Source organism: Mycobacterium sp. pR1184, from assembly GCF_041287235.1.
Taxonomy (GTDB): Bacteria; Actinomycetota; Actinomycetes; order Mycobacteriales; family Mycobacteriaceae; genus Mycobacterium.
In genome coordinates this window covers 82940-102365 of sequence record NZ_JBGGKR010000019.1, presented here as the reverse complement: position 1 = coordinate 102365, position 19426 = coordinate 82940, and the positions used below count along the sequence as shown (strand labels likewise).

The following is a 19426-nucleotide window of genomic DNA, read 5'->3' as shown; positions in this document are numbered from 1 at the left end:
GTTGTACCCCGGATGGACCATGTCTGTCCAGGGGTTGACGAGCAAACCCTGCGCAGTGACTCAGTTGGCGTGAACATGCCTGAAGCAACGCAATTCGGCAAACGTTTTTGCGACAACAACTCCCGCCGCTGACGTCCATTGACTTCAAGTAGGAGTGCTTACAAGCGATCTCGCTCTGGACAATCGGCCGGAATTTGGTGACACTTGTCGTATACCGTATACAATCTGCACTCAGCGCTCAGCTCAGTCCGACCGTTGCAGCCCAATTCACTGCTGCGGAGCGCCTCGTTGTGCGGGGTATCGGCAGGCCGGGTAGGCGCTCATTCACTCGATGCCGGCAACTCAATCTTTGGCCCACGACCACAATTTCAGGAGATCTCATGGGAAAGGCATTAGACGGCATTCGGGTGCTCGACATGACTCATGTTCAGTCCGGTCCTTCGGCGACGCAGATGCTCGCCTGGCTGGGCGCCGACGTCATCAAGCTCGAGACGCCGAACGGCGGGGACGTCACCCGTAGCCAGTTACGCGACCTTCCCGACGTGGACAGCCTCTACTTCACGATGCTGAACTGCAACAAGCGCAGTGTGACCGTGAACCTGAAAAGCGAAGACGGCAAGGACATCTTCAGCCGGCTGGTGGCACGGTCGGACGTCCTGGTGGAGAACTTCGGACCCGGTGTGGTCGACCGGCTCGGTTTCGGTTGGGAGCGATTGCGCGACATCAACCCGGCGTTGATCTATGCCTCGATCAAAGGGTTCGGCCCGGGAAAGTACGTCGACTTCAAGGCCTACGAAATCATCGCTCAGGCGATGGGTGGGGCAATGGCCACAACGGGTTTCGAGGACGGCCCACCGACCGCTACGGGTGCGCAAATCGGCGACTCGGGCACCGGGATTCACCTGGTTGCCGCGATTCTGGCCGCATTGTTTCAGCGCACCAACACCGGCCGCGGGCAGCGTGTCGAGGTGGCAATGCAGGCCGCGGTGCTCAACCTGTGCCGGGTGAAGCTGCGCGATCAACAGCGGCTCGCCCACGGGCCGCTGCACGAATACCCCAATGAACGCTTCGGTGACGAGGTACCGCGGGCGGGCAATGCATCCGGGGGAGGCCAGCCAGGATGGGCCGTCCGCACCAAGGGGGGCGGACCCAACGATTACATCTACGTCATCGTCCAGCCTGCCGGATGGGCGCCACTGGCACGCCTGATCGGGCGACCCGACCTCGCCGATCATCCGGACTGGGTCCGGCCGGAAGATCGACTTCCCAAGCTGGACAAGGTCTTCGCGCTGATCGAGGACTGGAGCCAACGGCACACCAAATGGGAGGCAATGGAGGCACTCAATGCTCTCAATGTTCCCTGCGGGCCGGTGCTGAGCACCAAGGAGCTGATCGAGGATCAGACCCTGGCCGAGCTGGATGCGATCGTCACCGTCGAGCATCCCGAGCGCGGAACATTCAAGACCGTCGGCAGTCCGCTGCGGCTTTCCGACTCACGCGTCGAGGTGGTGCGCTCACCGCTGCTGGGTGAGCACACCCGGGAGATCTGTCTGGATCTTGGCTACTCGCCGGATCAGTTGCAGCGCTTCAAGAGTGCCGGAGTGATCTGAGCGGGTAGCGCTGAGAAGGACCCGGTCGTGGGAATCGGCCGCGCACCGCCATAAGCCGCACGGGCCAGATACCGGGCCCGACGAAGAACTCAGCCATCAGCTCGCGACGCACGCCGCCGCGAGCCGTCCCTCCTTGCCCATCTTCCGAAAGTGAGTCAACGATGTCCTCAACTCTCGCAACATATCGCGAGGTGACCGATGCAAACGGTCGCGTCTACCGCATCGGCGAAACCGATCGAGATCTGCTCGGCAGATCCCGAGCGTCCATGGTCTGGCTTCCGTGGATCGCGATGATGGCGGTCAGCGTCTTCGAATACGGCTACGGCGCAGCCGCTGACACCTTGCGCCATGCTCATGGCTGGACCCTTTCGCAGACCTTCTGGCTGCTCTCGATCTGGGCGGTGTTTCAGGCCGCCGTTGCCTACCCCGCCGGCCGGCTCAGGGAGAAAGGCGTCACCTCCGCGCGCTCCACGATGTTGGCCGCAGCCGTGCTGTCGGCAGTCGGGTTCGTCGCCGTGGCACACAGCAGCAATCTGATCGTGGCCTTCCTCGGCTTCGCCGTGTGTGGCGGCTGCGGCGTCGGGTTGGTGTATTCGACGGGCATCACGATCGTCGGCAAGTGGTACCCCGAACGGCGCGGCGCCAAAACGGGCTTCGTCTGCGGCGGGTTCGCTTACGGCGCAGTGCCATTCATATTTATTTTCAGTTATGCGCTCAATCCCAACACCTATGTATGGGTGCTCGACCTGGTAGGCGCTTTCATGCTGGTGGTTGTCGCGGTATGCGGCGCGTATTTCCAAGATCCGCCGAAGAACTGGTGGCCGGCCGATGTCGACCCGCTGCAGCACGCTGCGGCCAGCTCCAACGCCAGAAGCCTCAGGAAGAACCCGCCTGCCGTTCGTCAGTACGGCCCGATGGAAGCCGTCAAAACGGGCATGCTCCCGCTGATGTGGTTGTCGTTGGGGATCACGACCGGTGTCTCGCTGTTCGGCATCAGTTACATGGTTCCGTTCGCCAAACACCTCGGCTTCGGTGCGATGATCGTGGCGTCTTCGGCGGGGGCGCTTTCGATCATCAACGGCGTCGGTCGCACGGCGACCGGATTCGTCTCGGACCGGATCGGCCGTAAGCAGACGTTGCTGGTTGTGTTGCTGGTGTCGGTCGTCGCGCTGATCGGTCTGCTCTACACGGGGCTTGCCAAAAACGAAATCGCCTTCATCTTCTTTGCCGTCCTGGTCGGCTTCGGCGGTGGTGCCTTCTACCCGCTGTTCGCGACGTTGACCACCGACTACTTCGGCGAGAACAACAACGCGAGCAACTACGGCATCGTCTACAGTGCCAAGCTGGTCGGCTCCATCATGGGAATTGGAGTGGGCGCCAGTGTGATTGACGCGTGGGGCTACACCGGTGCCTACTGGGTGGCCGCGGCGAGCGCGTTACTCTCGGCCGCCACCGCGGCGCTGTTGCGCCAGCCAGGACGCCGGACAACGGATCTGACGGTTTCCCGGGTGGTGGGTCAGGCCACGCCCTCGGCGCCGTCGGCCGCCTCTTGACGTCGCTGATGGTAAATCTCGCGGGTCCGCTCGGTGTGGCGGCGCATCAGGTCTCCGGCACGCTTGCCGCTACGTCCGGCGATAGCCTCGATCAGCTCGGCGTGCTCATCCCAGGCATCTTTGCCTCGGGCTAGAGCGATGGGTTGGTAGTACCAACGCACCCGACGGCCGACCTGGCCGATGAGGTTGGCCAGCACGCTATTGGCCGACATGGCAACGATATAGGAGTGGAAGGCATCGTTGGCGGTGACAAGACCTTCCTTGTCGCCGCCGGCGAGTGCTTTCTCGCCGCTTCGGTGCAGGTCCCAGAGATGTTCCACCTGTGGAGGTTTGGCAGCGCGGGCCGCTAACCGGGCCGACTCGGCCTCGAGTAGGGTGCGCACACCCAACAACTCGTCGGCTTCGGCGTCGGTTGGCACGTGCACAAATGCGCCCAACGCGGGACGAAGATCGACCCACCCCTCGCTTTGCAAGCGCTGTAATGCCTCGCGAATCGGCTGGCGGCTCACTCCGAGTTGGGCGGCTAATTCGTTCTCGACCAGATGTTGGCCGGGGCGCAGCTCGCGGGTGATGATCAGCTCCATCAACGCCTCGTAGGCTGCCTCGCGCAGCGGGGCGGGACGTTCTAGCTTCATCCGCGACCCAGCTTTGCTGGCTACGCCGTTGCTGGCCATGGAGTTCCCGCTCCCATCCTGGTCAACCGATAGTTATCGTCGTGACGATTTCGTACACAGCATACAATCCACAAGGCCGCAGTTCGCGCATTCGACCCTGTGAAGTACGCAGCATATTCCAAGCCCAGGTGCTGGCGCTCACAAGATTGCATACACGATACCGAGGCGGCTCGGCGTCGGGGCAGCGGGGTGGGCGCCGTGGTCGCACAACGGCAACGGGGTTGGCGAGCAATCGATCTGCTCACCAACCCCGTGCCCAGCGCCGCCGGCCAGGCGGCGCCTGCTGCCTTCGCTAGGCCGCGCCCGACTTCGCAGTCGCGGTGTACGACCGTGCGCCGACACCGGCCAGCGCACCCCCGTCGACGATCAGGTACTCGTCGCGGATCGGCTTGCCGCCGAAGTAGCACTCCAGGATTTCTCTGGTGCCGGCCGCATATCGGGCCTGCGCCGACAGTGTGGAACCCGAGATATGCGGTGTCATGCCCTGGTAGGGCATGCTGCGCCACGGGTGGTCGGCCGGTGCCGGTTGTGGGTACCACACGTCGCCGGCGTAGCCCGCCAGTTGACCGCTCTTCAGCGCCCGCACGATGGCGTCCTGGTCACAGATCAGCGCTCGCGCCGTATTGATCAGGTAGGCACCACGTTTCATCGTTCCCAGCAGCTTGTCGTCGAACAGTCCCCGGGTCTCGGGATGCAGGGGCGCGTTGATCGTGACGACGTCGAGGTTCGGCACCATGTCCTGCACGCTGGGGTGGAAGGTCAGGTTCAGTTCCTTTTCCACCTCTGCCGGCAGCCGGTGCTTGTCCGTGTAATGCAGGTGCACGTCGAACGGCGCGAGTCGGCGCAGCACGGCCAGACCGATGCGGCCGGCAGCGACCGTGCCGACGTGCATGCCCTCCAGGTCGTAGGACCGCTGCACGCAGTCGGCGATGTTCCACCCGCCGTCGAGGACCCATTGATGCGAGGGCAGGTAGTTGCGGACCTGCGACAGAATCATCATCACGACGTGCTCGGCGACGCTGATGCTGTTGCAGAAGGTGACCTCCGCGACCGTGATGCCATGATCGATCGCCGCATCCAGGTCGTAGTGGTCCGAGCCGATGCCGGCGGTGACCGCCAACTTGAGTTTCCGGGCGCGCGCGATCCGCTCGGCGGTCAAATATGCCGGCCAAAATGGCTGTGAGATAACCACTTCGGCGTCGGCAAGGTGGCGGTCGAACTCCGAGTTCGGCCCTTCTTTGTCCGAGGTCACCACCAGCTCGTGACCGAGGCTCTCGAGGTATTTGCGTAGTCCGAGTTCGCCGGAGACGCTGCCCAGCAGCGCGCCCGGGGTGAAATCAATGGCCGACGGTGTCGGCAGCGTCTGCCCGTCCGGGTAACGGTCCAAGTTCGGCAGGCCGTCGCGCGGGAACTCGGTGGGATACCCCGTTACCGGGTCGTCGTAAAGCACACACACCACTTTGGACATGGACTCGATTCCTTTCTTACCGCCGATCCTCGGCGCTTCTCCTGCCGCCCCGCTGATGTGGCGGTCAAGTCTGGGCCATGCGGCCGTGTCGTCACAAAACCTTGAGTTCCTGGGTGATTTCGTCGACGGATGCCTTCGCATCGCCGAACAACATTGAGGTTTTCTGGTTGAAATACAGCTCGTTCTCGATGCCGGCGAAGCCGGGATTCATGGAGCGCTTGAGCACGATGACGGACTTGGCCTGATCCACGTCCAGGATGGGCATGCCGTAGATCGGTGAGGCTGGATTCGACCGTGCCGCAGGATTTGTCACGTCGTTCGCGCCGATTACCAGGGCCACATCGGTACGGGGGAATTCGCCGTTGATGTCGTCCATTTCTTTGAGCTGCTCGTAGGGCACGTCGGCCTCGGCGAGCAACACGTTCATGTGTCCGGGCATGCGGCCGGCCACCGGATGGATCGCATGTCGAACCTGCACACCGCGTCCCTCCAGCAGGCCGGCCATCTCACGCACCGCATGCTGGGCCTGTGCGACGGCCATCCCGTAACCGGGCACGATGATCACCTGGCTGGCATAGCCCATCTGCAATGCGGCGTCGGCCGCGCTGGTCTGCCGCACCGATTGGTCGGCGGATCCGCCGTGGCCGCTGGCTTCGGCGCCGGTGGCACCGAAACCACCGGCGACGATGGCGGGGATGGAGCGGTTCATCGCCTTGGCCATCAGGTTGGTCAGGATGGTTCCCGACGCGCCGACGATCATTCCCGCGACGATCATCGCCGTGTTGTCCAGCCCGAGTCCGGTTGCCGCCGCGGAGAGTCCGGTCAGCGCGTTGAGCAGTGAGATCACCACCGGCATATCGGCTCCGCCGATGGGCAGCACCACCATGACGCCCAGCGCGGCCGCGAAGACGAATATCCCGACGAACATCAGGGGTGCTCGATAGCCCGAGCCGATGGCCCCCGCGCAGCCGATGGCGGCCAGCAGCAGCACCAGATTGAGTGGCTGCTGCGCACGGCCCAGTCCAATTGGCCTGCCGGGCAGCACTTCTTGTAGCTTTCCGAACGCGATCAGCGATCCCCAGAACGAAAGCGATCCAACAATGGCGGCGAACAGCGACGCGATGGTTACGTAGGCCGCCGTCCCGGCGTAGCCGTGCGTGTCGCGAAACTCCACCCAGGAGACCAGGGCCACCGCGCCGCCGCCCACGCCATTGAACAGCGCCACCATCTGCGGCATCGCGGTCATCTTGACCCGTTTCGCGGCGGGAACGCCGATGATCGATCCGAGGGCCAGCCCGAACGTGATCAACAACCAGTTACCGGTGCCCGGTGTCAGCAGGGTGGCCACGATGGCGATCGTCATACCGACGCCGGCAGTCACATTGCCGCGCGCCGCGGTTCGCGGTCCGGTCAGGCCCGTCAGGCCAAGGATGAACAGTGCGAACGCGACGATGTATGCAACCGCGATGAGTTCATTCACGAACTGACGCAACCTTTCCGGGCTGGGCGTTGGGTTTCTTCTTGAACATGCTGAGCATGCGGTCGGTGACTAAGAAGCCGCCGACCACGTTGATCGCACCGAAGGCAATGGCGACGACCAGCAACAGCCGGTCGAATGTGTCGGTGGCCGACTGCCCCAGCAGCACCAGACCGGCAAGCAGGACGATGCCGTGAATGGCGTTGGTACCGGACATAAGTGGGGTGTGCAGGGTATTGGGTACTTTGGAGATCACCGCGAAACCGACGAAGCCCGCCAGGGTGATGATCGCGAGGTTGGCCACGAGTGTCATCGGATCTCCGTCAGTTCGTTGGACTTGGTGACACAGCACGCGCCGAGAATCTCGTCGGACAGATCGGGCGTCGACGCGCCGTCGAGCAGGTGTTCCAGCAGCGCCGAAATGTTGCGTGCGTAAAGTTCACTGGCGTGCTCGGGCATGCTGGCCGGAAGGTTCAGCGGCGCGGTGATCGTGACGTCGTGGCGCCGCACCGTCTCTCCCGGCACGGCGAGTTCGCAGTTGCCCCCCGCCTCGCCCGCGAGGTCGACGACCACGCTGCCGCTGCGCATCCGGCTCACCGCGTCGGCGGTCACCAGTCGGGGTGCGGGACGGCCGGGGACCAGAGCGGTGGTGATGACCACGTCGAATCCGGGAATGGCGTCGGTCAATCGGCGTTGCTGCTCGTCTTGCTCGGCAGGCGTCAGGGCGCGCGCGTACCCGCCCTCGCCGGCCGCCATGACGCCGAGGTCGAGCCAGCTGGCGCCCAGAGATCGCACCTGCTCGGCGACCTCGGGGCGCACGTCGAACCCGGTGGTGCGCGCGCCCAGGCGTTTGGCCGTGGCCAGCGCCTGCAGTCCGGCGACTCCGACTCCGAGCACCAAAACCGTTGCGGGCTTTACCGTTCCGGCGGCCGTCGTCATCATCGGGAAAAAGCGTGTCGAGTGTTGCGCCGCGCAGAGCACGGCCCGGTATCCGGCGACGTTGGCCTGGGAGGAAAGGGCATCCATGGTCTGGGCCCGTGATATCCGGGGCACTGCCTCCATGGCGAAGGCCGTGACGCCGGCCCGTCGTAGTTGCTCGCCGAGCTCGGGCCGGGTACGCGGTGCCAGGAAACCGATCAGTCGGCTGCCCTGCCTCAACCGGCCGATCTCGGCGTCGGTCGGGGGATTGACCTTGACCACGACGTCTGCCGACCAGGGATCACCGATGACGGCACCGGCTTTGCGGTAGTCCTCGTCGCGAATCAAGGCGCCGTCGCCGGCCCCGGTTTCGACGACGAGGTGGTGGCCGGCGGCCCGTAAGCGGCCGACGACGCCGGGCACTAGTGCGACTCGGCTTTCGCCAGGGGCGATTTCGCGAGGCACTCCGATAGCAGACATATCTCTCTTCCCTGGATTGGCCGGAAGGTGCGCTTCGGCACCGGCAGCGCGATGGGTACAACATACCCAGATCGCATACTGTATGCAATAATAATGACGTTCCTGCCCACACCGTTGGGCGACTCACTGCATGCGGGAAGCGACAGGAGACTTGATGAGAATTGCAGTCGTGGGTGCCGGAGCTATCGGCGCTTATTGGGGCGCCTCGCTCTACCGTGGCGGCGCCGACGTTCACCTGATCGCGAGAAACGACAACCTGCGAGCCATCCAACGAAACGGTGTGCGGGTGCGCAGCCCGCGCGGCGACTTCGTGGCGCATCCCGCTGCGACGGACTCGCCGGCCGAGGTCGGCCCGGTCGACTACGTCTTCTTGGGGCTCAAAGCGCACAGCTATCCGACCTGCGGTCCGCTGGTCGAGCCCCTGCTCGGTCCGGATACCGCGATCGTGGCCGCGCAGAACGGCATTCCATGGTGGTACTTCCACCAACTGCCGGGTCCATATCAAGGGCACCGGATCGAAGCCGTCGATCCCGGCGGCGCCACCAGCGCCGTGCTGTCTCCGGAGCGAGCGATTGGCTGCGTGGTGTATCCGGCGACCGTTCTGGAGGCTCCCGGGGTGGTTCGTCACCTCGAAGGCACCCGCTTTTCGATCGGCGAGCCCTCCGGCGAGATCTCCGCGCGGTGTAGGGCGTTGAGCGATGCGATGGTCGCCGGTGCGCTGAAGTGCCCTGTGGAGCCGGACCTGCGCAACGACATCTGGATAAAGCTGATGGGCAACGTGGCGTTCAATCCGCTCAGTGCGTTGACCAGATCGACGATGGTGCAGATGTGCCAGGACCCGAACACCCGGCGGGTGGTGACCGCGCTGATGGAGGAAACCCTGGACATCGCCGCGAGATTGGGCAGCACGCCGGATATCTCGATCGAGACGCGGTTGCGGGGCGCCGAGAAGGTGGGCCACCACAAGACCTCCATGCTGCAGGACCTCGAAGCGGGTAAGCCGTTGGAACTCGACGCGATCGTGACCGCGGTGGTAGAGCTCGCCGACCTGACCAAAGCGACCGCACCGACGCTTCGCACGGTCCACGCCGCCACCGAGCTGCTCGCCCGTACCGCTGGCGTGACACCGCCACGCGGTACCGCGTATTCGCCTCAACAACCTCAAGCCGTCCTGCGCTGAGGGAAAGGAAACCTGGGATGCGTACCACCAAGATCGTCTGCACGCTGGGGCCCGCGACGGCCACAGCGCCCCGTCTGACCGAACTCGTCGATGCCGGAATGGACGTCGCGCGTTTGAATTTCAGCCATGGCACGCATGCGGAACATTCGGCGTACTACGACCTGGTCCGCCAGATCGCGGGTCAGCGTCGCCGCGCGGTGCAGGTGCTGGCGGACCTGCAGGGGCCGAAGATCAGGCTGGGCCGGTTCGCCAGTGGGCCGGTGGTCTGGAGCACCGGGGAGAAAGTCGCGATTACCACCGACGCCTGTCCCGGCGATCACGACCGAGTCTCCACGACCTACCGTGGTCTGGCATCGGATGTCAGAACCGGCGATCGGCTGCTCGTCGACGACGGCCGAATCGACCTGGCAGTGGTGGAGATCAATGGCGCCGACATCGGGTGTGAGGTGATCCATGGCGGACCGGTCAGCGACAACAAGGGTATCTCCCTGCCCGGTGTCGCCGTCAGCGCTCCGACCTTGTCCGACAAAGACATTGACGATCTGAAGTTCGCGCTGGAGCTGGGCGTGGACATGGTCGCCATGTCGTTCGTGCGTGCGCCGGAGGAGGCGCGGCTGGCCCATGCCGTGATGGGCGAGGTCGGCCGGCGGGTGCCCGTGATCGCCAAATTGGAAAAACCGGAGGCAGTCAGGTGCCTGCCGGCGATCGTCGACGCCTTCGACGGCTTGATGGTGGCCCGCGGCGACCTCGGCGTCGAGATGCCACTAGAGCAAATACCGTTGGTGCAAAAGCGGGTCATCCGGTTGTGTCGCGATGCCGCCAAGCCGGTGATCGTGGCCACGCACATGCTCGACTCGATGGTCTCCGATCGGCGGCCGACCCGGGCGGAGGTCTCCGATGTGGCCAATGCGGTTCTCGACGGCGCCGACGCGGTGATGCTTTCCGCGGAAACCAGCGTCGGGGCATACCCGGCTCACACCGTGACCACCATGGCGCGCATCGTCGAAGAAGCCGAGGCCGCGATCGACCGTGGTGAAGCGCCGCAGTGGACCGGCCGTTCGGACCGTCGTCGCGACTTCCTGGCCGACCTGGTACTGGCCGCGGCGCGGCTGGTGCGTCGGCGGCTGAGGGTGGTTGCGATGCGTCACGCCGTCGCCGGCGCGGCGCCGTCCACCGTTCTCACCTAAAAGCTAAGGGGGACAAAGTATGTCATTCGTCAACGTCCAGCCGGCGGCACTGGCCGGTGCGGCATCGCAACTTGGTGCGATCGGCGCGTCGATGGATTCCCAGCGCGCGGCCGCTGCCGGCCCGACCGCCGGGGTGGTTCCGGCGGCCGCCGACGAGGTGTCGGCGATCGTCGCAGCTCAATTCACGATGCACGCGCAGCTGTATCGGTCCATCAGCGCCCAAGGCGCTGCGGTGCACGAAATGCTGGTTTCGGCCTTTGCGGCCAGTGCCGAGTCTTACGCCGCGACTGAGGCGGCGAACACGATCGGTGCGGGTTGACGAGTGCTCAGCCGGCGGCACCTTTGTCGAACTCCGAGGCGATCTCACGAGCCACCCGCTTCAGCAGCGGGGTGACCGTTGCCGCCGACTTCAACGTGACCCGGGCCGCGGGGCCGGAGATCGAGATGGCCGTCAGCGACGGGGCGTCGGGCACCGGGACGGCGAAGCAGCGCACGCCGATTTCCTGCTCGCCCTCGTCGAGGGCATAGCCCCGGGCACGACACGACGTGATGTCCTGCAGCAGTGCGTCGGCCGTCGTATGCGAGCGGGGGGTCGACGCCGGCATGCCGGTCCGGCCCACCAGGGCCCGCACTGCCTCATCGGGCAATTGCATCAGCAGTGCTTTGCCCACCCCGGTGCAATGCGGGTAGACCCGCCGGCCTACCTCGGTGAACATCCGCATGGAGTGCGGCGAGGGTACCTGGGCGACGTAGACGGCCATGTCGTTGTCCAGCACGGCCATGTTCGCGGTCTCGCCGGTTCGGTCGACCAATTCGCTCAGCTGGACACGCGACCACATGCCGACGAGTTGTCCCGCACTCTCGCCTAAACGAATCAGCTTGGGCCCTAACGAATAATGCCGATTGGGAAGCTGTCGAAGGTATCCCATGCAAAGCAACGTACGTGCCAGTCGGTGCATGGTGGGCTGCGGCAGGTTAGCCCGGGTGGCGAGCTCGGCGAGCGAAGCCGTCCCGCCCATCGCGGCGAGAATCTCCAGCAGCCCGAATGCCCGCTCGACCGACTGGACTCCGCCGGTGCGGTCGCTCATCGGGTCAACGTGAACTAGTCGTACAGCAATGCCGCGGTGGGCGAGTCATCGATGGTGGCGGCCAGCTCGTTGTGTTCGGTGATGTTGTCGATCTCGGTTCCCATCGCGATGTTCGTGATTCGCTCCAGGAATACCTCGACCACCACTGGAACTTTGTGTTCGCGTGCGAGTTGCTGGGCCCGGGTGAGCGCGGTCGCGATCAGGGCCGGATCGGTGACCTGAATTGCCTTACAGCCCAATCCTTCCACCACTTGCCGGTGATCGACGCCGTATCCCTTGGGTAGATCGGTATCACCCGATTCCTGGGCGTTGATGTTGTCGAAGGCCAAGGAAACGAAGTAGTTCATGTCGAAATTGAGTTGAGCTTGCCGGATCAGCCCGAGGTAGGAGTTGTTGACCACGACATGGACGTAGGGCAGGTTGAACTGCGCCCCGACGGCGAGTTCCTCGATCAGGAACTGGAAGTCGTAGTCGCCCGACAGCCCCACCACGATGGCGGAGGGGTCGGCTGCGACCACTCCGAGGGCGGCGGGCACCGTCCAACCCAGTGGCCCGGCCTGACCGCAGTTGATCCAGTGCCGCGACTTGAAGACCTGTAGAAATTGACCGCCCGCGATCTGGGAGAGCCCAATTGCGGTGACATAGCGGACATCACGCCCGAAGACCCGGTTCATCTCCTGGTAGACCCGTTGAGGTTTGATGGGGATGTCGTCGAAGTGGGTCTTGCGGTGCATCGTCTTCTTGCGGTCGAGACAGTCGCGCGCCCAACCGGACCAGTCCGGCAGGGTGCCGGCGCAGCGCCGCTCGGCGGCCCCGGCGACCAGCAGCTCGAGGGCCGCCTTGGCGTCGGAGACGATGCCGAGGTCGGGGCAGAACACCCGGCCGATCTGGGTGGGTTCGATGTCGATGTGCACAAAGCGCCGCCCGCGCCGGTAGGTGTCGAGCCCCCCGGTGTGGCGGTTGGCCCACCGGTTACCGATACCCATGACGAAGTCCGACTCGAGCAGGGTGGCATTGCCGTACCGGTGGGCGGTCTGTAATCCGACCATCCCGGCGGCCAGCTCATGATCGTCGGGGATGGTGCCCCATCCCATCAACGTCGGCACCACCGGAACATGCAGCAGTTCGGCCAGCTCGACCAGCAGCTCGGCGGCGTCGGCGTTGATGACCCCACCGCCGGCGATGATCAGGGGCCGCTGCGCGGCGACCAGCATGTCGAGCGCTTTGTCGATCTGCGTGCGGGTGGCCCTCGGTTTGTAGACCGGAAGGGGCGTGTAAGCCTCTGGATCGAAATCAATTTCGGCCAGTTGAACATCGATGGGCAGGTCGATCAATACCGGGCCGGGTCGGCCCGAGCGCATCAAATGGAATGCCTGCGCGAAGGCGCCGGGAACCTGGCCGGGCTCGAGCACCGTCATGGCCATCTTCGTCACGGGAGCCGCTATCGCCGCGATGTCGACCGCCTGAAAGTCTTCTTTGTGCAGCTTGTTGACCGGAGCCTGACCGGTGATCGCCAGGATGGGTATGGAATCGGCGCTGGCCGAATACAATCCGGTGACCATGTCGGTGCCCGCGGGACCGGAGGTTCCGATACACACGCCGATATTGCCCGCTGCCGCACGGGTATACCCTTCGGCCATGTGGCTGGCACCCTCGACATGGCGGGCCAGCACATGCCGGATCCCGCCATGCGCGCGCATCGCCGAATAGAACGGATTGATCGCCGCGCCGGGTAAACCGAATGCTTGTGTGGCACCCTCTATTTCAAGGATTCTGACTGCCGCGTCGACGGTGCGCATCCGGGTCATCGGGTCTGGCCTTCCTGCAATCCCGAGAGGCGTTCGACGCCACGCAGCAAGCCGGAGTGGTCCAGCGCACCGTCCCCGTTGGCCAGGGCGGAGGCCATCAGTTGCGCGACGACGACGCCAAGCGGTATGGCCGCACCGGCCGTACGGGCCGCACCGGTGACGATGCCCATATCTTTGTGGTGCAGCTCGATCCGGAATCCGGGATCGAAGTTGCGGGTCAACATTTTTGGCGCCTTCTGGTCGAGCACCGCCGATCCGGCCAGCCCGCCGCCCAACACCTTGACCGCCGCGTCCAGGTCGACGCCGTAAGCGCGAAGAAACGTGATGGCCTCCGCGAGAAGTTCGATGTTGCCCGCGACGATCAGCTGATTGGCGGCCTTGACCGTCTGACCCGCCCCATTGGGGCCGACATGAACGATCGTCTTGCCCACGACCTCGAGAAAGGGTTTGGCAGCGGCGAAGTCGTCCTCGGTGGCTCCGACCATGATCGATAAGGACGCGTTCTTGGCACCGGGTTCACCGCCGGACACCGGCGCGTCGATCAGCCGCAGTCCCCGTTCGGTGGCCTGGGCGGCCAGGTCCGCGGTGACGTCGGGGCGAATGGAGGAGAAGTCGATCACCAAGGTCGACGGTTGCGCGTGGGCGAAAACGCCGTCGTCGGAGAGCAACACGCTCTGCACATCGGGTGAGTCGGGCACCATCACCGCCACCACCTCGGCGTCCTTGACGGCCTCGGCAATTGAGTGCGCCTCGGTTCCGCCCGCCTCGACCAGCGCCGCGGCGCGACCGGGCGACCGGTTGTATCCGAACACGGTGTGGCCGGCGCGGGCGAGATGACAGGCCATCGGATTACCCATGATCCCCAGCCCGATAAAGCCGATCCTCGTCACCGGTTCCTCGTTCCTGTCAGTGTTTTCAATGATTCGATGTTGAAGCCGCCACGACCCCGCTCGGCCGGGGGCAGCCAGTCGAAGGTGTCGGGCCGAGAAGCCTTGTATTCCAGGCCGATGTAACCGCTGTATTGCGGCCCCAGCATCGAGAAGTAGTCGCCGAGTGGAATTTCACCGGTTCCCGGCTCCCCACGACCGGGCGCATCGGCGATCTGAATGTGCCCGATGAGTTCGTGGTTGGACAGCAGCGCGTGGACCACGTCGTCGTTGTTGACATACAGGTGGTACAGGTCGGCCAACAGGCGCAGGTTGGTGGTACCCGACTCCGCGTTCACGCGGTTGATGACCCGGACGGCGTCGTCCGCGGTCTCGAGAGGGTAGCGCGGCGCGCCGCTGACGGGCTCGACGAGCACCGTCGCGCCGATGCGCTCGGCGGCTTGCGCGGCATAGGCGAGGTTCGCGGCTGCCACCTCGTCTTGCACGTCGGGCGCTACGTTCTCGATGCGATTGCCGTACAAGGCGTTGAAGGCGCGCGTGCCCAAAATTTCGGCGATGTCGATGGCAACGCGCACGGTGTCGCGGAATTCAGTGGTCAGGGCGGGATCCGACAGGATGCCTCGGTCGCCGCCGGCCATGTAGCCGGCGAAGAAGTTCAGTCCGGACAGCTGCACCCCCGCCTGCTCGATGGCGCGGACGAAGGCCTGCACGTCCGCCACGGGCGGCGCCGCCTCGATGAACGGCCACCAGAACTCCACAGCTTCGAAACCGGCGGCCCGAGCCGCCGCCGGGCGTTCCAGCACCGGCAAGTCGGTGAAAAGAATCGAGCAATTCACCGTATACGTGGCAGCAGCCATTGATGTCCTTCCTTCGTCGTGAAGAACAGATTCCGGATCGTGGAATCACCCCATCGAATTACGAAATTAAGTCAAGGCGACGCGATCGGCCCCTGTCAAGAAACGGCGCGACGCTGGAAACGCGAATTGTCAACGTTGATAAGTCATTTCGATTAACGCTGGGAGTAGCGTTTACGGCGCTTTGACAGAAAAGCGTCGCGTGTGCCAGGTTGTCCGTCAGTCCAGCGCGCGGCTCGACAGTGATGGGATGGCTTCGGTGATGAGGGGCAACGTCGTGTTGGCGCCGGACAAGTTCAAGGGCTCGCTGACCGCACAGCAGGCCGCCCACGCGATGGCGCAGGGGGTGCGCCGGTCAAACCCCGGGTTGACCCCCGTGCTGTGCGCCGTGGCCGACGGGGGAGAAGGCACCCTCGACGCGGTCCTGGCGGCCGGATTCGAACGAGTCGAAGCCCACGCCTGTGGACCGACCGGTGTGCCGGTGCGCACCGCGTATGCCCGCAAGGGCACTCGGGCCGTCATCGAGATGGCCGATATCTGTGGCCTGCAACGGCTTCCAGGCGCTGAGCTTGCGCCGGCGACGGCGTCGAGCTACGGACTGGGCACGGTGGTGCGCCAAGCACTTGACGACGGATGCCGCGACATCGTCATCACCGTCGGCGGGAGCGCCAGCACCGACGGCGGCGCCGGGATGTTGATGGCATTGGGCGCCGAAATCGTGGACCACCGAGGCCATCCGCTTGCATCGGGCGCCGGCGGGCTCGCCGACGTCGGTCATGTCGATCTGAGCCGATTGCATCCATTACTTCAAGCGGCCACCGTCACACTGGCCGCCGACGTGGACAGTCCGTTGTGCGGGCCGTTCGGAGCCGCCGAGGTCTACGGGCCACAAAAAGGATTGCTGGCCAACGATATTCCACACATCGACCGTAACCTCACCCGATGGGCAGACGTCGTCGGCACCGTGGTGGGCGCCGATTTCCGAGACGCGCCGGGGGCCGGAGCGGCGGGCGGAGTGGGCTTCGCCGCGCTCGCCGTGCTGCACGCACGCATGAGATCTGGCATCGACATGATCCTCGAGCTCGTAGAGCTCGATCAAAGGTTGCCGGGTGCCACGGTGGTCGTCACCGGCGAGGGGCGCCTCGATCATCAATCGTTACGCGGCAAGGCACCGGTGGGTGTGTGCCGTCGCGCGCACACCTACGGCATACCGACCTTCGCTATCGCCGGGGTGTCGACCCTGACCGGCGCTGCGGCCCGAGCGGCGGGCTTCACGGCGGTGCGCACACTCAACGAACTCGAGCCCGATCTCTCTCGGTGTACCGAGAATGCCGCCGACCTACTGTCGCTGGCCACCGAACGGCTGATTCGGGAGAGCACCGAATCACTGATCAGGCCGGGCTGATACCCAGAATCGATCAGACGGCAGCCCTCGGACTGACGTGCTCGATCCGACGCCTTACTATCGATGCATACAGTATTCCGCGGTGATGGCGCTCACGACCGAAACGAGGTCCCCTTCATGGCCACCCTGCTGCTACACCATCCCAGTTTCGCCGACCACAACACCGCGCGCGGTCACCCCGAGCGCCCGGATCGTTATCGCGCGGTGGAAGCCGTGCTGAGTCAGCCGCACTTCGACCCGCTGGTGCGGCAGCACGCCGAGCCGGCCGATCTCGCGGCGACCCGCTATGTGCATTCCGACCGTTACGTGGACGAGCTGGACGCCGCGCGCCCGGCCGAAGGCCACGTGTATCTGGACGGCGGCGACACGATGATGGACCCATCGACGTGGCAAGTGGTGCTGCGCGGGGTGGGTGGCACGCTACAGGCGATCGACGGCGTGCTGACCGGACAGGCCCAGAACGCGTTCGTCGCATGCCGGCCCCCGGGTCATCACGCCGAAACCGAACGGGCGATGGGCTTTTGCCTGTTCAACAACATCAGCATCGGCGCACGGTATGCACAGCACAAATACGGGGTGACACGCGTGGCCATCGCTGACTTCGACGTGCACCATGGCAACGGCACGCAGCAGATCTTCTACTCCGATGCCGACGTGCTGTATGCGTCCACCCATCAGATGCCGCTGTTCCCGGGCACCGGCGCGGTAGCGGAGACGGGAGTCGGCAATATCTTCAACGCCCCGCTGCGGGCCGGCGACGGTGGGGCGCAGCTACGCGAAGCCTTTCAGCAGCGGATACTGCCGGCGCTCGACCGCTTCGCACCGGAGCTCATTTTGGTGTCCGCCGGATTCGACGCACACCATCGTGACCCCCTCGGCTCACTGACGATGACCGCCGACGACTTCGGCTGGGCGACGCGGGAACTGATGAATCTGGCCGAAAAGCATTGTGATGCAAGGTTGGTAGCGGTACTAGAAGGCGGCTACGACCTTCAAGGGCTAACGGACTCTGTCGCGGCCCACGTCGGCGAGCTGATGAAGGGTTAGTGCGCGTGCCGAGGGTCAGGCCACGGGTTGCGATCGCAGTGACTGCTCCGCAACTTCTTCAGCGTTGGGGACCACGAACCGGGCTTGATTGAGTCTGAGGAAACGGCCGTCGATCGCGTACTGACCGATGGCATAGGCTTCGACGTGCACGGTCGACTCGTCAACTTTGTGGACCCGCAGCACCAAACGGGCGGCATAGCGGTTCCAGAAGCGGAATTCTTCGAGAGTAAAGACTTCACCGTGTGTCACATCTGTGCGCGCGATCGCGACAAGCTCCGCGAACTCGGCTCGAGTCAACGTCTTTCCATTGTCCCGGTGCTCGTAGTCCTGGGCGAAGAATGCGTTCATCACGTCGTCGACGGCGCGGTGCCGGCAGAAGAGCAGTTCGCGTAACGCGTCGGCAAATGATGGCCGTATCATCGGATCACCTCCGGTCGCGTTCGCGGCGTTGCTCCTTAAATGTACCCACCGCCGAGAAGGTTGGGATTGGGCTGCTATGACGAATAGTGAAGGACCCCATCAGTTTTACGAATACCGTGCGCCTCTGCCCAGCCTCACCCGCCGATTGGCGATCGCGGGACAAGCGCGGAGCGCACGCCCACCCGGTGGGCGCCGGCGTCGCGGTACACCATGCCCCCGTGACGATGAGCGCCTCCGTGCGAAGAACCGTGGTGTGCCGCCGGCGCAACAGTATGTGAGCCCGCATTATCGGCACCCGCCGAGAGCGCAGGGGCCCAACTCGGCGGTACCGATAACGTTCCCAGTTGGGCGGCTTGACCGAGCCCGGCCGTCGGTTCGCCGCCGATTCCACCCCAAAACGGGTCAGCGAGCGGATCGATCGATTCGAGCGTGCCGATCTCGGCCGGAATTGCCTCCTCTGCCCCCAAAAGTGAATCGCCACCGACTAATTCGAGACCGGAGCCGGCCAGATCGAGAGCGAATCCACTGATATCGGTGCTCAGACCGAATCCGTCGGAACCGAAACCCAGTGCACTGGTCCCGATTTCGGGCGCGCTGCTGCCGTCGACGTCGGCGAGCCGGACCATCGTGCTCGCCAGCTGCGAGCCCGCCTGCATGCCGGCGCCCGTGCCGGTCGAGACGCTTTGAGTGGAGGTCTTCGCCGTTCGCGACAGCATCGCGAATGGGGCGGAAATTCCCGACGATGCCAGCGGCACCCCTTCGCCCGGTGCCGACGTGCCGGCGCCCCGGTCACCGCCGGGACCACCCGGCTGCGGGGGAGGGGAGAACGCGCAAAGGCGCAGAGCACTAGCGGAATTGGCGGCGTAGCCGTACATCGCGGTGGTGTCCTTGGCCCACATTTCGCTGTACTCGGCCTCGGCGATCATGATGGCGGGGGTGTTCTGGCCCAGCAGGTTGCCGGCGATCAGTGCGGTAAACCGGAGTCGGTTAGCGGCAATCACCGGTGGTGGCACCGTCATCGCATAAGCCGTTTCGTACGCGTTCGCCGCGATGGTGGCCTGGGTGGCGACCTCCTCGCAGTGGGTCGCGACGGTCCGCACCCATCCGGCGTAAGGCAGGACAGCCGCCGCCATGGCTGCCGACGAGGGTCCCGACCACGATTCGTTGATCAGCGCGACGGCTACGGCTTCACAGCTGGCGGCGGCGAGGTGCATCTCAACGGCCAATTCCGCCCATCCGGTGGAGGCGGCCAGCAACGTCGCCGGCCCCGGGCCCGAATACATCCGGCCGGAATTGACCTCCGGTGGCAGTACCGCAAAATCCATGTCGTGTCCCGTCTTGCCGTCATGCGGTGTGATGCGCCGCGCGCG

At 64.8% G+C, this 19426-nt stretch carries 18 protein-coding genes; 7 read left to right on the top strand and 11 right to left on the bottom strand.

Translation table 11 applies throughout. The features are described 5' to 3' along the window. The first annotated feature begins 380 nt into the window (after positions 1-380). Both frc and ACAG21_RS26395 read left to right on the top strand, forming a co-directional pair. Positions 381-1610 (top strand): formyl-CoA transferase, encoded by a 1230-nt coding sequence (frc, locus tag ACAG21_RS26400; RefSeq protein ID WP_370499209.1) that lies wholly within the window; start codon positions 381-383, stop codon positions 1608-1610. A gap of 191 nt (positions 1611-1801) precedes the next feature. Next, positions 1802-3163: an OFA family MFS transporter gene (locus ACAG21_RS26395; RefSeq protein WP_370499208.1), complete on the top strand. Its 1362-nt coding sequence runs from the start codon at positions 1802-1804 to the stop codon at positions 3161-3163. On the opposite strand, the gene ACAG21_RS26390 is transcribed toward ACAG21_RS26395, so the two are convergent. The 5 genes from ACAG21_RS26390 to ACAG21_RS26370 form a co-directional block, all read right to left on the bottom strand. Continuing rightward, complete coding sequence (locus tag ACAG21_RS26390; RefSeq protein ID WP_370499207.1) at positions 3127-3798, bottom strand: GntR family transcriptional regulator; 672 nt, start codon at positions 3796-3798, stop codon at positions 3127-3129. The two genes, ACAG21_RS26395 and ACAG21_RS26390, sit on opposite strands and share 37 nt — an antisense overlap. A 331-nt stretch (positions 3799-4129) precedes the next feature. Next, positions 4130-5305: an NAD-dependent formate dehydrogenase gene (locus ACAG21_RS26385; protein ID WP_370499206.1), complete on the bottom strand. Its 1176-nt coding sequence runs from the start codon at positions 5303-5305 to the stop codon at positions 4130-4132. A 91-nt stretch (positions 5306-5396) separates the two neighbouring features. Then, positions 5397-6785 carry an NAD(P)(+) transhydrogenase (Re/Si-specific) subunit beta gene (locus tag ACAG21_RS26380; RefSeq protein ID WP_370499205.1) on the bottom strand — a complete coding sequence of 463 codons (1389 nt, stop codon included), beginning with the start codon at positions 6783-6785 and terminating at the stop codon, positions 5397-5399. Beyond that, positions 6778-7095: an NAD(P) transhydrogenase subunit alpha gene (locus tag ACAG21_RS26375; RefSeq protein ID WP_370499204.1), complete on the bottom strand. Its 318-nt coding sequence runs from the start codon at positions 7093-7095 to the stop codon at positions 6778-6780. Before ACAG21_RS26375 ends, ACAG21_RS26380 begins: the two co-directional genes overlap by 8 nt. Beyond that, complete coding sequence (locus ACAG21_RS26370; protein WP_370499203.1) at positions 7092-8180, bottom strand: Re/Si-specific NAD(P)(+) transhydrogenase subunit alpha; 1089 nt, start codon at positions 8178-8180, stop codon at positions 7092-7094. The genes ACAG21_RS26375 and ACAG21_RS26370 overlap by 4 nt, the downstream gene beginning before the upstream one ends. Before the next feature lie 154 nt (positions 8181-8334). On the opposite strand from ACAG21_RS26370, the gene ACAG21_RS26365 reads away from it, so the two are divergent. The 3 genes from ACAG21_RS26365 to ACAG21_RS26355 are packed head-to-tail and all read left to right on the top strand — an operon-like array spanning position 8335 to position 10866. After that, positions 8335-9360: a 2-dehydropantoate 2-reductase gene (locus tag ACAG21_RS26365; RefSeq protein WP_370499202.1), complete on the top strand. Its 1026-nt coding sequence runs from the start codon at positions 8335-8337 to the stop codon at positions 9358-9360. A gap of 17 nt (positions 9361-9377) precedes the next feature. Beyond that, a complete protein-coding gene (pyk, locus tag ACAG21_RS26360) occupies positions 9378-10547 on the top strand; it encodes a pyruvate kinase (RefSeq protein WP_370499201.1) in 1170 nt (389 codons plus the stop codon). Positions 10548-10566: 19 nt separating this feature from the next. Further along, positions 10567-10866 (top strand): PE family protein, encoded by a 300-nt coding sequence (locus tag ACAG21_RS26355; protein ID WP_370499200.1) that lies wholly within the window; start codon positions 10567-10569, stop codon positions 10864-10866. A 7-nt stretch (positions 10867-10873) separates the two neighbouring features. On the opposite strand, the gene ACAG21_RS26350 is transcribed toward ACAG21_RS26355, so the two are convergent. Genes ACAG21_RS26350 through ACAG21_RS26335 form a run of 4 tightly spaced genes read right to left on the bottom strand, consistent with a single transcriptional unit; the run spans position 10874 to position 15187 of the window. Further along, positions 10874-11635 (bottom strand): IclR family transcriptional regulator, encoded by a 762-nt coding sequence (locus ACAG21_RS26350; RefSeq protein WP_370499199.1) that lies wholly within the window; start codon positions 11633-11635, stop codon positions 10874-10876. Between the two features lie 14 nt (positions 11636-11649). Continuing rightward, entirely contained in the window at positions 11650-13443 is a 1794-nt protein-coding gene (gcl, locus tag ACAG21_RS26345) for a glyoxylate carboligase (RefSeq protein ID WP_370499198.1), read from the bottom strand. Further along, positions 13440-14333: a 2-hydroxy-3-oxopropionate reductase gene (locus ACAG21_RS26340; RefSeq protein WP_370499197.1), complete on the bottom strand. Its 894-nt coding sequence runs from the start codon at positions 14331-14333 to the stop codon at positions 13440-13442. The genes gcl and ACAG21_RS26340 overlap by 4 nt, the downstream gene beginning before the upstream one ends. Next, the gene (locus ACAG21_RS26335) at positions 14330-15187 is read right to left on the bottom strand and encodes a hydroxypyruvate isomerase family protein (protein ID WP_370499196.1); all 858 of its coding nucleotides are present in this window, start codon (positions 15185-15187) and stop codon (positions 14330-14332) included. Before ACAG21_RS26335 ends, ACAG21_RS26340 begins: the two co-directional genes overlap by 4 nt. Positions 15188-15434: 247 nt before the next feature. Between ACAG21_RS26335 and ACAG21_RS26330 the strand changes: the two genes are divergently transcribed. Further along, positions 15435-16589: a glycerate kinase gene (locus ACAG21_RS26330; RefSeq protein WP_370499195.1), complete on the top strand. Its 1155-nt coding sequence runs from the start codon at positions 15435-15437 to the stop codon at positions 16587-16589. Between the two features lie 117 nt (positions 16590-16706). Continuing rightward, a complete protein-coding gene (locus ACAG21_RS26325; protein ID WP_370499194.1) occupies positions 16707-17636 on the top strand; it encodes a histone deacetylase family protein in 930 nt (309 codons plus the stop codon). 15 nt (positions 17637-17651) lie between these two features. Here the strand turns inward: ACAG21_RS26325 and ACAG21_RS26320 are convergent, their stop codons facing one another. Beyond that, positions 17652-18056: a hypothetical protein gene (locus ACAG21_RS26320; protein ID WP_370499193.1), complete on the bottom strand. Its 405-nt coding sequence runs from the start codon at positions 18054-18056 to the stop codon at positions 17652-17654. Between the two features lie 134 nt (positions 18057-18190). Continuing rightward, on the bottom strand, positions 18191-19381 hold the full coding sequence (locus ACAG21_RS26315; protein ID WP_370499192.1) for a PPE family protein: 1191 nt from the start codon (positions 19379-19381) through the stop codon (positions 18191-18193). Between the last annotated feature and the right edge of the window lie 45 nt (positions 19382-19426).

Bases quoted from the DNA above. Each gene is read 5' to 3' on its own strand.
- frc (WP_370499209.1), top strand. From the start codon at position 381: ATGGGAAAGGCATTAGACGGCATTCGGGTGCTCGACATGACTCATGTT.
- ACAG21_RS26390 (WP_370499207.1), bottom strand. From the start codon at position 3,798: ATGAAGCTAGAACGTCCCGCCCCGCTGCGCGAGGCAGCCTACGAGGCG.
- ACAG21_RS26385 (WP_370499206.1), bottom strand. From the start codon at position 5,305: ATGTCCAAAGTGGTGTGTGTGCTTTACGACGACCCGGTAACGGGGTAT.
- ACAG21_RS26375 (WP_370499204.1), bottom strand. From the start codon at position 7,095: ATGACACTCGTGGCCAACCTCGCGATCATCACCCTGGCGGGCTTCGTC.
- ACAG21_RS26370 (WP_370499203.1), bottom strand. From the start codon at position 8,180: ATGTCTGCTATCGGAGTGCCTCGCGAAATCGCCCCTGGCGAAAGCCGA.
- ACAG21_RS26365 (WP_370499202.1), top strand. From the start codon at position 8,335: ATGAGAATTGCAGTCGTGGGTGCCGGAGCTATCGGCGCTTATTGGGGC.
- pyk (WP_370499201.1), top strand. From the start codon at position 9,378: ATGCGTACCACCAAGATCGTCTGCACGCTGGGGCCCGCGACGGCCACA.
- ACAG21_RS26355 (WP_370499200.1), top strand. From the start codon at position 10,567: ATGTCATTCGTCAACGTCCAGCCGGCGGCACTGGCCGGTGCGGCATCG.
- ACAG21_RS26350 (WP_370499199.1), bottom strand. From the start codon at position 11,635: ATGAGCGACCGCACCGGCGGAGTCCAGTCGGTCGAGCGGGCATTCGGG.
- gcl (WP_370499198.1), bottom strand. From the start codon at position 13,443: ATGACCCGGATGCGCACCGTCGACGCGGCAGTCAGAATCCTTGAAATA.
- ACAG21_RS26335 (WP_370499196.1), bottom strand. From the start codon at position 15,187: ATGGCTGCTGCCACGTATACGGTGAATTGCTCGATTCTTTTCACCGAC.
- ACAG21_RS26330 (WP_370499195.1), top strand. From the start codon at position 15,435: ATGGCTTCGGTGATGAGGGGCAACGTCGTGTTGGCGCCGGACAAGTTC.
- ACAG21_RS26325 (WP_370499194.1), top strand. From the start codon at position 16,707: ATGGCCACCCTGCTGCTACACCATCCCAGTTTCGCCGACCACAACACC.
- ACAG21_RS26320 (WP_370499193.1), bottom strand. From the start codon at position 18,056: ATGATACGGCCATCATTTGCCGACGCGTTACGCGAACTGCTCTTCTGC.
- ACAG21_RS26315 (WP_370499192.1), bottom strand. From the start codon at position 19,381: ATGGATTTTGCGGTACTGCCACCGGAGGTCAATTCCGGCCGGATGTAT.